Annotated in this window: 11 protein-coding genes and 1 pseudogene; 2 read left to right on the top strand and 10 right to left on the bottom strand. The window is 70.2% G+C overall.

From position 1 onward, the window contains the following. Positions 1-1,315 (top strand): FimV family protein (locus FUT87_RS29180; RefSeq protein ID WP_404935429.1); only part of this gene is annotated, 1,315 nt, incomplete at its 5' end. A 33-nt stretch (positions 1,316-1,348) separates the two neighbouring features. On the opposite strand, the gene FUT87_RS22135 is transcribed toward FUT87_RS29180, so the two are convergent. From FUT87_RS22135 to FUT87_RS22105, 8 genes and pseudogenes are all read right to left on the bottom strand, one after another. Continuing rightward, entirely contained in the window at positions 1,349-2,518 is a 1,170-nt protein-coding gene (locus FUT87_RS22135) for a pyridoxal phosphate-dependent aminotransferase (RefSeq protein ID WP_147242410.1), read from the bottom strand. Positions 2,519-2,613: 95 nt separating this feature from the next. Beyond that, positions 2,614-3,557: pseudogene (locus tag FUT87_RS22130) on the bottom strand (CysB family HTH-type transcriptional regulator). Positions 3,558-3,576: 19 nt separating this feature from the next. Next, on the bottom strand, positions 3,577-3,873 hold the full coding sequence (locus tag FUT87_RS22125) for a CbiX/SirB N-terminal domain-containing protein (protein WP_310735297.1): 297 nt from the start codon (positions 3,871-3,873) through the stop codon (positions 3,577-3,579). After that, the gene (locus FUT87_RS31470) at positions 3,873-4,001 is read right to left on the bottom strand and encodes a hypothetical protein (RefSeq protein WP_310735296.1); all 129 of its coding nucleotides are present in this window, start codon (positions 3,999-4,001) and stop codon (positions 3,873-3,875) included. Before FUT87_RS31470 ends, FUT87_RS22125 begins: the two co-directional genes overlap by 1 nt. 88 nt (positions 4,002-4,089) lie before the next feature. Next, positions 4,090-5,187, bottom strand: a complete 1,098-nt coding sequence (gene lptG, locus FUT87_RS22120) for an LPS export ABC transporter permease LptG (RefSeq protein ID WP_147242409.1) — start codon at positions 5,185-5,187, stop codon at positions 4,090-4,092. A 160-nt stretch (positions 5,188-5,347) separates the two neighbouring features. Beyond that, positions 5,348-5,968 carry an Isoquinoline 1-oxidoreductase subunit gene (locus FUT87_RS22115; RefSeq protein ID WP_147242408.1) on the bottom strand — a complete coding sequence of 207 codons (621 nt, stop codon included), beginning with the start codon at positions 5,966-5,968 and terminating at the stop codon, positions 5,348-5,350. A gap of 78 nt (positions 5,969-6,046) precedes the next feature. After that, positions 6,047-6,505, bottom strand: a complete 459-nt coding sequence (locus FUT87_RS22110; protein WP_091720293.1) for a (2Fe-2S)-binding protein — start codon at positions 6,503-6,505, stop codon at positions 6,047-6,049. Positions 6,506-6,519: 14 nt separating this feature from the next. Continuing rightward, positions 6,520-8,799, bottom strand: a complete 2,280-nt coding sequence (locus tag FUT87_RS22105) for a xanthine dehydrogenase family protein molybdopterin-binding subunit (RefSeq protein ID WP_147242407.1) — start codon at positions 8,797-8,799, stop codon at positions 6,520-6,522. A gap of 99 nt (positions 8,800-8,898) precedes the next feature. Between FUT87_RS22105 and FUT87_RS22100 the strand changes: the two genes are divergently transcribed. Beyond that, positions 8,899-9,630, top strand: a complete 732-nt coding sequence (locus FUT87_RS22100) for a TetR/AcrR family transcriptional regulator (RefSeq protein ID WP_147242406.1) — start codon at positions 8,899-8,901, stop codon at positions 9,628-9,630. Between the two features lies 1 nt (position 9,631). Here FUT87_RS22100 and FUT87_RS22095 read toward each other — a convergent pair whose 3' ends face one another. Beyond that, positions 9,632-11,032 carry a c-type cytochrome gene (locus FUT87_RS22095; RefSeq protein ID WP_255511962.1) on the bottom strand — a complete coding sequence of 467 codons (1,401 nt, stop codon included), beginning with the start codon at positions 11,030-11,032 and terminating at the stop codon, positions 9,632-9,634. Continuing rightward, on the bottom strand, positions 11,029-11,916 hold the full coding sequence (locus tag FUT87_RS22090; protein WP_255511961.1) for a cytochrome c4: 888 nt from the start codon (positions 11,914-11,916) through the stop codon (positions 11,029-11,031). The genes FUT87_RS22095 and FUT87_RS22090 overlap by 4 nt, the downstream gene beginning before the upstream one ends. Positions 11,917-12,017: the final 101 nt, after the last annotated feature.

The following is a 12,017-nucleotide window of genomic DNA, read 5'->3' as shown; positions in this document are numbered from 1 at the left end:
CAGCGCGGCCAGCGCCGCCGAGGAGGCTCGCCAGCAGGTGCTGGCGATGCAGAAGCAGATCGCCGACCTGCAGGCGGAGCAGAAGCGCACGCTCGCCGCGATGAACACGCTGCGCCAGGACCTGCAGGCCGCGCGCGAACGGGCCGCCGAGACGGGTGGATCGTCCTCGACCTGGGTGCTGGGGCTGAGCCTGCTGAGCCTGGCGCTGGCCGCGAGCAGCCTGCTGCTGTGGCGCAGCAACCGCATGCAGCGGCGCGAGGCGGAACAGCACTGGCTGACCGATTCGCGTCAGGACGCCGAGGCGGAGATGCGGGGCGTCGCGACGGTGCCGCCGCCGATGCCCACGGGTCCGTCGCCTTTCACGCCGACCGATCCGCACAGTTCGCCGGCCCCGTTGATGTCGCACCTGTCGACCGACGGGCCGCCCGCCTCGTCGGCGCCGACGACGATCCCGATGCCGCTCACCGCCGTCGAGGAACCGACCCGGCCCGGCCCGCTGACGCCGCCACCGTCGCGCGCGTCGACGCGGGCACCGACCACCGCCGCCGACGACGCGCTGGAGGCGCTGGCCGCGCTCGAGGCCATGGAGGCGGTCGAGCCGCTGAGCCTGCAGTTCGATCGTGACGACACCCGGCCGGCGCCGTTCACCGCCGACCTGGGCGGCGTCGGCAGCCTGGTGACCGTCGAGGAACTGATCGACCTGGAGCAGCAGGTCGATTTCTTCATGGTCCTGGGCCAGGACGACGCGGCCATCGAGCTGCTGTCCTCGCGCCTGAACCAGCGCGACGCGGCCAGCGGTCTGCCGTTCCTCAAGCTGATGGAGCTCTACCAGCGCCGCGGCGACCGCGAGGCCTTCGATCGCGTCGGTGCGCGTTTCGCCGAGCAGTTCCATGCGCGCGCGCCGTCGTGGAGCGACGATTTGAACGAGGGCGAGGGGCTGGAGGCCCATGACGAACTGATCGATCGGCTCGAGGCCGCCTGGGTGGACGCCGAGGGCAGCATGAGCCTGCTGCAGGACCTGCTGTCCAAGCATCAGGAGTACAGCGGCGACCTGGGCCTGCCGGCCTACCGCGACCTGCTGCTGCTGTACGCCGTGGCACGGGACCGCGCGGAGCACGAGGTCGACGGGCAGTCGATCGATGTCGTGCTGCCGCTGGATGCGACGGCGCACGTGGACCAGATGGCGACCATGGTGTGGCAGTCGCCACCGCCGCCGCCGGGCATGCCGGCGCCGCGGTCGGTGCTCACGCAGTCGGTCGACCTGGACCTGTCGCTGGTGGACGACGAGCCGCCGAGAGACGCCAAGGGCCGCTGACGCGCGTTGAGGGCCGCCAGCGGCGGCCCGGCCTCAGATCCGCTTCAGCCGGTCGAGCGCGAGGTCCAGCGTCTCGTCCTTCTTCGCGAAGCAGAAGCGGATGACCTTCGCGTCGCTGCCGCCGCCGTAGAAGGCCGACAGCGGAATCGCCGCGACGCCGATCTCGCGGGTCAGCCACTGGCACATCGCCATGTCGTCGAGCGCGGCCAGCTCGGGCCGCAGGCCGCCGTAGTCCACGCACTGGAAATAGCTGCCCGGGCAGGGACGCAGCACGAAGCCCGAGTCCGCCAGTCCGGCGCGGAAGCGGTCGCGCTTGCGCTGGTAGAAGTCGCTCAGGCCGAGGTAAGGCGCCGGATCGCGCATGTAGGCGGCGATGCCGTGCTGCATCGCCGAATTGACGGTGAACACGTTGTACTGGTGCACCTTGCGGAACTCCGCCGTGAGCGCGGCCGGTGCCGCCACGTAACCCACCTTCCAGCCGGTCACGTGGTAGGTCTTGCCGAAGCTGGAGACCACGAAGCTGCGCGCCGCCAGTTCCGGCAGGCGCGACACGCTCTGGTGCGTGTGGCCGTCGTAGACCATGTGCTCGTAGACCTCGTCGCTGATCACCAGCACCTCGGTGCCGTCGAGCAGCTCGGCCAGCTGCCGCAGTTCGTCCGCGCTCCAGACCGCGCCGCTGGGGTTGTGCGGGCTGTTGATCATGATCGCCCGCGTGCGCGGCGTGAGCGCGGCGCGCAGCCGGTCGAAGTCGGGGCGGAAGGTCTGCGGGTCCAGCGGCACCGCCACCCGCACGCCGCCCGCCAGCGCGATGTTGGGCGCATAGCTGTCGTAGGCGGGCTCCAGCACGATCACCTCGTCGCCGGGATGCACCACCGCCAGCAGCGCCGTCAGGATCGCCTGCGTCGCGCCGGCGGTGACGGTGATCTCGCTGTCCGGGTCATACGCATGGCCGTAGAGCGTCTGGATCTTGGCGGCGATCGCCTGGCGCAGCGCCGGCACGCCGGGCATCGGCGGGTACTGGTTGTGGCCGGCGCGCATCGCGGCGTCGACGGCGTCCAGCAAGGCCGGATCGCCGTCGAAGTCGGGGAAGCCCTGGCCCAGGTTGACGGCCTGGTGCTGCTGCGCCAGCGCCGACATGACGCTGAAGACCGTCACCCCCAGTTGGGGCAGGCGGCTCGCGGGAACGGGGGTGTGAACACGCATGGTGGGATCGATGAAGGGGCGGGTCGGAAGCGGGGGAGGCGCTGGACGTGGCCGTGATCGGATCGGGAAGGCGTCGGGTGGGCGCTTGTTGCGCGTCAGAGGTCGTAGTCGCTGGCCTCGCCGCTCATCGCGCGCTGCAGCAGCGTGCGGTTGAGCCGGTCGGACAGCAGCTCGGCGAAGCTGTAGACGTAGTTGCGCAGGTAGGCGCCGCGCTTGAAGGCGATGCGCGCGACGTTCTGGCCCAGCAGGTGGCCCAGCGGCCGCGACACCAGCTCGCCGCCGGGCGGGTCCTCGCGCACCGCCATCTCGGCGACGATGCCGATGCCCAGTCCCAGCCGGACGTAGGTCTTGATGACGTCCGAATCGATCGCCTCGAGCACGATGTTGGGCGTCAGATGCCGCTGCGCGAAGGCCCGGTCGATGCGGGTGCGGCCGGTGAAGCTGGGGTGGTAGGACACCAGCGGCTGCTGGGCGAGCTGCTCCAGGTCGATGCGCTCGACCTGCGCGAGCGGATGCTCCGCGCGCATCACCAGCACGTGCTGCCATTCGTAGGCGGGCAGGGTGACGAGCTCCTCGAACTGCGACAGCGACTCGGTGGCCAGGCCGACGTCGGCGGTCTCGTCGATCAGCATCCGGGCGACCTGGTCGGGGCTGCCCTGGTGCAGGCCGATGTTGACCTGCGGGAACTGCCGGCGCAGCTGGGTGACGGGCCCCGGCAGCACATAGCGGGCCTGGGTGTGGGTGGTGGCGATCGACAGCGTGCCGACGTCCTGCTTGGAGTACTCCTCGCCGATGCGCTTGAGGTTGCCGACCTCGCGCATGATGATCTCGATCGACTTCAGCACCTGGCGCCCCGGCTCGGTGATGCTGCGCAGCCGCTTGCCATGGCGCGAGAAGATGTCGACGCCGAGCTCCTCCTCGAGCTCCAGGATCGCCTTGGAGACGCCCGGCTGCGAGGTGTAGAGCGCTTGGCCGTCTCGGTCAGGTTGAGGTTGCGGCGCGCGGCCTCTTGGACGAAGCGGAACTGGTGCAGGTTCATGGCGTGGTCATCGCAGGCGTCAGGCCTGGGGCAGCACGGTCGGGGTGGAAGGGTCGAGCGGATCGGCGGGCAGGGTGACGCCGGAGATGAGGTCCAGCGTCGCGCCCGCCATCGCGCGGATGACGGAGGCCTGTTCGCCGATCGCGTCGTGCAGCACGAACAGCACCTGCGGGTGCGTCGCGCGCAGCGACTCGACCAGCGGCGGCACGTCCCGTCGCACATGGCCGCTGGCGCCGAGGAACATCGGCACGATCTGAATGCGGCTGCAGCCGCGCGCGGCCAGGGCGCCGGCGGCGGTGGCGATGTCCGGGGCCATCAGCTCCAGGTAGGCCAGCGCGATCGGCAGGTCGGCCGCCGCGTCTGCAGCTCGGCGGCGATGGCCTGGAACGGGGCGGCCCAGGCCGGATCCCGGGCGCCGTGGGCGAAGAGCAGCAGACCGTCCATCAGCAGTCCTCCGTCGGTTGAAGCGGCCGGATCGCGGCCGGGGGAAGGGTCCGGCGGGTGCCGGACCGGCGGGCGGCGCTCCCGCCCTTCATCGATAGCGCACCAGCCAGTAGAACGCCGCCATCGAGATGCCCAGGTAGAGCAGGCTGGGCGCGGACGCCACCAGCCAGGGGGTCCAGTCGCGCAGCAGCCCGAGGTGGCCGGTGATCGCGTTCAGCACCACGAAGCTGATGCCCAGCATGATGCCGCCGAAGACCTTGACGCTGATGCCGCCCGAGCGGAAGTGCAGGTAGGCGAAGGGCAGCGCCAGCGCCACCATCACCATGCAGGCGAACGGATAGAAGGCCTTGCGCCAGAACTGGATCTCCGGCTGCGCCGAGGACTGCTCCTGCGAGGACAGGTGGCGGGTGTAGCGGTAGAGCTCCAGCGTGGACATGTTCCAGGTCGGCTGCACCGCCGCGGACACCACGCCCGCCGGCAACTGGCTCTGCCAGTCGAAGCGCGGCAGCAGGACCTCGTGGATGGCGGGGTTCTCGGACAGCTTGTCCTGCGGCGCCGCGGGGTCCTTGGGCTGCGGCGCGTTGGCGGCCGGCTGGCTCAGCGGGGTCGCCACGCGCGACCACTGCGTCAGCCGCACCTCGTTCATCTGCCAGCGGCCGGTGGCGTCGACGGTGGCGCTCTTGGCCGTCAGCCGGGTCGCCATCGCGCCCTTGCTGTCGAACTCGAAGACCAGCACGTCCTCCATCGTCCCGTTCGAGCGGGCCCGCCCGACGTGCACGGCGTAGCTGAAGTCGCCGATGCGGTCCTTCATCCACGCGCCCTGCGCGTTCGTGACGCCGCCGCTGGCGGTGGACTTGAGCAGCTGCGCCTGGCGGTCCGCCCAGGGATTGACGAAGTCGCCCACCACGAAGGCCAGCACCGCGAAGGCCAGCGCCATCACGCTCAGCAGGCCCAGCGCGCGCTGCGGCCCCAGGCCGCCGGTGCGCAGGATGGTGAATTCGCTGGACTGCGCCAGCCGCGCCATGCTGAAGATGGTGCCGATCAGCACCGCGATCGGCATCAGCTCGTAGAAGCGGCCCGGCAGCTTCAGCACGCTGGACCACACCGCCAGTCCCAGGCCCAGGCCCAGGCGCTGGAAGCGGTCCAGGTCGTTGAACAGTTCACGGGCAAACAGTTGACGGTACATGCGGGGCTCCTTGGCTTCCTGCGGATGGGTCGCGGCGGGGTGTCCGCCATGACTCCCCAACTAGGAGCGCCCGGTCGCGCTTCAAGATCTTGAAATCGAGGGTGGCCCGTCCCCATATGCCGCGCCCGCCGCGCGGGGCCCGAACCCCGCCACAGACGCGCTACCTTGGACAGTGCGCGCCGCTGTCCGCCCAGGCTTTGATCAGATCGGTGAATTCCTTCTGGGTGCCCGGCGCCGGCGCGCGGCCAGCACCGGGAGACCAGGCCCAGCCGACCAACTCATCGCGCGCCATGTGGTCGATGATCTGGTCCATCGTCTTGCCACCGTTGCGTGATCGGTCTTTCAGCTGCTTGCAGATCTCGCCGAGGGCACGGCCGTGCCAGGCCATCTCGAGCGGCGCCAGGTGCCAATGCTCGTTGCCCGGCACGCTGAAACTCCGCGTCGCTTGGAAGTTCTGGGCGCCGTGGCAGCTGGCGCAACGCATCGCCGTGGTGCCGAAACCGTCCTTGCCGCGCAAGACCAACGGCTGGTGCAGCTGCATGCCGTCGCCCTGCAGTGGGCGGTTGCCATTCGGATGGCAGTTCAGACAGCGGGGATGCTGGATCACCTTGCCCGCTTCGACAAACAGGGCCTGCGACCGTGCCTTGTCATCCGCGATGCTCGAGAACTGCGACGGCGAGCGCAAGGTGGTGGCCGGCGCACTGGCGGCGGCGGGCTGTGCCTGAACCCAGCCGGCCGCCAGCAGCCAGCCGCCGGCGATGAGCATCCCGGCGGTTTTCATGCGACCCACGCCGAAGCCGCGGGTGGGTGGGAATGTCGACATGCTCTCTCCCGAAGGCGGCCGTGGGTGCTGGTCCGCTCACGCTGCGGCCATCGCGGCCGCTTGATGGATGGCCGCACGGATGCGCGGGTAGGTACCGCAGCGGCAGATGTTGCCGGCCATGGCGGCGTCGATGTCCGCATCGGTCGGCTTGGGGTTCTGCCTCAGCAGCGCAGCCGCGGCCATCAGTTGCCCGCTCTGGCAGTAGCCGCACTGCACCACGTCGACATCGGTCCACGCCGCCTTCAGCGTGGCCACCTGCGGCCCGGACAGCCCTTCGATGGTGGTCACCTCGCGCAGGCCGACCGCCGAGATCGGCGTGACGCAGGAGCGCGTCGGCTCGCCATCGATGTGCACGGTGCATGCGCCGCACAGCGCCATGCCGCAACCGAACTTGGTGCCGGTCAGCTGCAGCTCGCCACGCAACACCCACAACAGCGGTGTGTCGGGCTCGGCCAGCACTTCCACAGGCTTGCGATTGATCGTCAACGGGGTCATGAGACTTCTCCGGGTCAAGCCAGCTTCAGTGGCAGGCGGCGCAGCCGCTGGCCGGTGAGGGTGAACAGGGCGTTCGCCACGGCCGGGGCGACCGGCGGCGTACCGGGTTCGCCGACGCCTTCGGGGTTTTCGTCGCTGGCGATGACTTCGGTGTCGATCACCGGACATTCATCGAAGCGCAGCACGGGGTTGTTGTGGAAGTTGGTCTGCTGGACCTGCCCCTTCTCGATGCGCACCTCATCGTTCAACGCGGCCGACAAGCCGTAGACGATGCCGCTTTCCATCTGTTGGCGCACCAGGTTCGGGTTGATGGCGAGGCCGCAGTCGATCACGCAGGTCACACGGTGGACGCGGATGCGCTTGTCGGGGGACACCGACACCTCCGCCACCTGCGCCACGATGGAGCCGAAAGACTGATGCAGGGCCACGCCACGGGCACGCTGGGTGCCATCGGCGGCCGCAGGCAGGGGCTGGCCCCAGCCCGACAACTCGGCAGCGCGCTGCAGCACCTTCAAGTGCCGAGGGTGCCTGGCCAGCAGCGCGGCGCGGAAGGCCACTGGATCGCGCCCGGCGGCGTGGGCCACTTCATCGAGGAAGCTCTCCTTGAAGAAGGCGTGGTGCGAATGCCCGACGGAGCGCCAGAAGCCGACCGGCACGGGCAACTCCACGGCCTCGTGGCCGATGCGTGCCGAGGGCCACTCGTAGGGCTGGTCGAAGGCGCCTTCCGAGGTGGTCCGGTCGGGCACGGCGGCGCGCAAGCCGAGCATGCGCTCGATGACCTGCGGCATGATGGCCTGACCGGCCGAGGTGTTCAGCCAGCCCAGCAACTGGCCGGAGGCGTCAAGCCCGGCCTGGAAACGCGAGACGCATGCCGGACGGTAGAAGTCATGCGTCGTGTCCTGCTCGCGCGACCAGATCACCTGGACCGGCGCTCCGCCCGTCTCGCGGGCGATGGCCGCCGCCTGGGTGATGACGTCGACTTCACAGCGCCGGCCGAAACCGCCACCAAGCAGCTGCATCTGCACGTCGACCTGTTCGACCGCGAGGCCCAGCACCTTGGCCACGGAGCGGCGCGCCATGTCGGGCACCTGCGTGGCTGCCCACACGGTGGCGCGACCATCCTTGAACTGCACGGTGCAGTTCATCGGCTCCATCGTCGTGTGAGCCAGATACGGCGCGAGGTACTCGGCCTTGACGATCTTCACGGCACTCCTGAGCGCGGCATCGACGTCCCCGTGCTTGTAGAAGTTGAAGCCATCGTCCGTGTCCAGCGATTGCGCCAGACGCTGATAGATCTCATCGGAGGACAAGTTCGCCGCCACCCCATCGTCCCACTCGACGCGCACCGCCTTGACGGCGCGCATCGCGTGGTAGGGCGTGTCGGCAATCACCGCGACGCCACCGGTGCTGCCGTAGAGCGGCGGCAGCGCAAGCACCTTCCTCACACCAGGCAACTTCTGCGCGTCGGCGGCATCAAAGCTGACGACGCGGCCGCCCAGGGTCGGGCACATTTCCACGCTGGCGTATTGCATGCCGGGCTGCAGCACGTCGATGCCGAAGCGTGCGCTGCCGTCCATCTTCGACGCGGCTTCGAGGCGTTTACGCGGTTTGCCAATCAACTTGAAGGTCTTGGGATCCTTCAGCACAACGGCATCGGGCAATGGCTGGCTCGCCGCTGCGGCCGCCAATTCTCCGAAGGATGCGCTCCTGCCGGACGGGTGCATCACGCGGCCTGCCTCAACGCGGCATTCCCTCGCCTTCACTCCCCATTCCTGGGACGCGGCGGCCAACAGCATCGCTCGCGCTGACGCGCCGGCTTGGCGCATCGGCAACCAGAGATCCCTCATGCTGGAGGAAGTCCCCGTGAGCATCAGACCGAACTCGCGCATCGCCTTGCCGGTGATCCGCTCGGCGATGGCCTTCAGCGTGCCATGGTCATCGGGGTGGAAGGGCAGGCTTTCGACGATTCCGGCGACGTTCTGATAGATCTTGTCGATGGGCGCCTGTTCAACGCGAACCTGCGCCCAGTCAGCGTCGAGTTCTTCCGCTAGCACCATCGCCAAGCCGGTGTAGATGCCCTGGCCCATCTCGGCCTTGCACATCACGATCCCGACCGTGTTGTCCGCGCCGATCTTGACCCAGCCGTTCAGCGCCGACTGTCCCGGGCCGGTCGGCAGCGGAACGGACGTGACCAGGCGCGGCCTGGGCGGCATCGCCGTCCAGCCCACCATCAGCGCCCCCAGCGCGCCCGCCAAGCCGGCACTGCCGAGCAACACAGTTCTTCGCGTAACCATGGCCAAACCCCTGCGTCGCTCTTCGTCGAGCAAATAAGAGACCGATGGTCCCAAGTTTAGCAGACCGACAGTCTCTTGTGTTGTTTCTAAGATACAGGGATGAAGCCGCCACCACCTTATTTACGCGCGCGATCTCCTGAGCAAAAGGAGGAGCGCCGGCGTCACCTGCTCGACACAGCGAAGTCCCTGCTGCTGGAGATCCCGGACGTGCACACCCTGGGCATCAATGAGCTGGCCCGCAAGGCCGGCATGACCAAGTCCAATGTCTACCGCTACTTCGAGAGCAGCGAAGCCGTCCTGCTCGATGTCCTGGTCGAGGAGTTCATGGCCTGGCAGGGTGAACTGGTCCAGGCGCTCAACCGCGGCGGCAAGTGCAAAGGGACCATCGAACACATCGCCGGGGCGTTCTCGTCGACCTTCGTGGCACGTCCGCTGCTGTGCCGGCTCACCAGCATCTTCCCGTCCATCCTCGAGCGCAACGTCTCCTTCGAACGCATGGTCCAGTTCAAGCACGGCCTGCTGGCGGTGCGTCAAGAAACTGCGATGGCTTTCCATGTCAGCGTGCCAAGCATTTCGGCCGCGACGTTCGACAGGTTCATCCACCTCGCACTGCCGCTGCTGATCGGTCTGTGGCCACTGGCTGTCCAGGGGGAAGTCGCCGCGGCGGTCATCGCACGCGAGGAACTGGCGCCACTGCGGTATCGATTCCAGCAGGACCTGGAAGAAGGCATGTCGATGCTGCTGCGCAGTCTTGCGGTCAGTCAGGGTGGCTCGCCCAGGCGAAGGGCGCCCGTTCAGTCCGCTCGGAGAGCAGCCCCTCGGGGGCCGTGAATCACCTCAAGCGCAGCACGTCCTGCGCCGTCACCGCCGGCGCCTGGTTGCCCCAGCTCTGCCGGATGACCGTCGCGACGGCCGCCATCTCCTCCTCGCTCAGCACCTGCCGCCACGGCGGCATGCCGTAGGGCCGGGGGTGGGCGGCGGTGGTCGGCGCGTAGCCGCCGTCGGCGAGCGTCTGCAGCAGGTTCTGCGGGGCGTCGAGCGTCACGGCGCGGTTGCCGGCCAGCGGCGGATAAGCCGGCTGGCCGTCGATGCGCCGTCCCTGGCCCCGATCGCCGTGGCAATCGGCGCAGTGCTTCGCATAGACCTGGCGGCCGAGGTCCAGTTGCGCCGGCGGCGCCGGCTTGAACTCGGCCGGCGTCGTCGCCTCACGGGGCAGGTCGCGCAGGTAGACGGCGATCGCGCGTGCGTCCGCCTCGCTCAGATGCTGCAGGCTCTCGGCGACGACATCGGCCATCGGCCCCAGCGCCGCGCCGCGCGGCGACCAGCCGGCGCGCAGCCAGTGCGCCACCTCGTCCTCGGACCAGTCCTGCACGCCCGCGGCCCGCGGATTCGCCAGCGACGGCGCCGTCCAGCCCTGCACGCCGTGCCAGCCGCCGCGCAGCCCCGTCGCGTCCCGCAGCGCGCCCAGCCGGTTGCGCGGCGCATGGCATTCGGCGCAATGACCCACCGCCTGGACCAGATAGCGGCCGCGCGCGATCACCGCCTGGGGGCCCTCCCCGCGCGACGCGCCGCGATCGGCGCCGGGCTCGTCCTGCGACGGCGCATCGCCGGGCGTGAAGTACATCAGGCGCCACACCGCCAGCGCGGTCTGCCAGCGATAGGGCCAGCCGAGCTGGTGGGCCGGCGCGGCCTGCCGGACCGCCGGCTGCTGGCGCAGCCACGCGAAGATCGCATCGGCATCCTCGCGCGACATCGCCGTGTAGCTGGTGTACGGAAAGGCCGGATAGAGCAGCCGTCCATCGCGGCTGCGGCCGTGGTGCATCGCGCGCCAGAAGTCGTCGGCGGACCAGCGACCCAGGCCGGTTTCCGGATCGGGCGTGAGGTTGCTGCTGAACAGCGTGCCGAAGGGCGTGCCCAGCGGCAGCCCGCCCGCCAGCGGCGCGCCGCCGCGCGGACTGTGGCAGCCGGCGCAGTTGGCGACGCGCGCCAGGTAGGCGCCGCGCGCGATCAGCGCGGGGTTGGTGTCCTCGGCGCCGGACAGGGCCGGACGGCCGGACAGCCAGAGCTCCCGTCCCCAGGCACCCGCGATCAACAGCAGCGCCATCACGGGCATCGCGATCGCCAGGCCGAGCAGTCCGCGCAGGAAGGTCTTCATCGGCCGCGCCGGGTCCTGCGCCGGCCACGAGCCGGCGTCGCTGGGCGCCGCCCCCGATGCGTGTTCCGGCCCGCTCATGGCGCGAGGCCTCCGCAAGCCACCGGGAGCGGCGCCGACGACGGCGGCTCCGGATGCGCGCCCGCCGGGCGTGCCGCGAGCCAGCTCGCGACCACGGCGACGTCGTCGGCCGACAGCGCCCGGGCCACGTCGGCCATGCAGTCCGGTGCGTGCGCGCGCCGCAGCCCGTTGCGCCACGCGCCGAGCTGCCCGACGAGGTAGTCGCGCGGCAATCCCAAGAGGCCGGGGATCGCCGGCTGGCGGCCGGCCATGGACGGCCCGTGGCAGGCGGTGCACGCCGGCACGCGGCGCGACGGATCGCCCTGCGTCACCAGCCGCTCGGCCCGAGCCTGCTGCTCCGCGCCGAGCCCGGACGGCGCGGGCGCCGGATACGGGACGTCGAGCGCGGCGAAGTAGCCGGCAATCTCGCGCAGGTAGTCGTCGCTCATGTTGCGCAGCAGCCCGGCCATCAGCGCGTGATGGCGACGCCCGTCGCGGAAGGCCTGCAGCTGGTTGAAGAGATAACCCGCCGGCTTGCCCGCCAGCCGCGGGAAATAGCCCTGCGGCGTCGCCCGGCCCTGCGGGCCGTGGCACAGCGTGCAGGCCTGGACGCGCTCCGCGATGTCGTTGCTCAGCGGCCGCAGCGGACGGCCGCCGGGCGCGGCTTCCTCGTCCGTGCCGATGGCGGAGGCCGCCGGGGCGGCCGGTACTGCTGGCGCGATCCGTGGGACCGGCGCGGCCGTCGCGGTCGGAGCGGGCTTCGCCGCCGGGACGGGCTTCGCGGCCGGGGCGACCTGGGAGGAAGAGGTCGGCGACGCCTGCGCGAACGCGACGGAGGCGGTGGACGGTCCCAGGCCCAGTACGGCGGCGATGAGGACGCCCGTGACGATTCGGGTGCGATTCATCGGGCCATCATCGCCGCTGATCCTGTGCCGGCCATCGCAGCGCGGTCCAGCCGTCGCGCCCCTGGTGCTTGGCCTGGTACAGCGCGCGGTCGGCCAGGGCG

This window comes from Mitsuaria sp. TWR114 (genome assembly GCF_007997345.1).
Note: the sequence above shows the minus strand (reverse complement) of the source record. Positions and strands in the feature narration are given on the sequence as shown.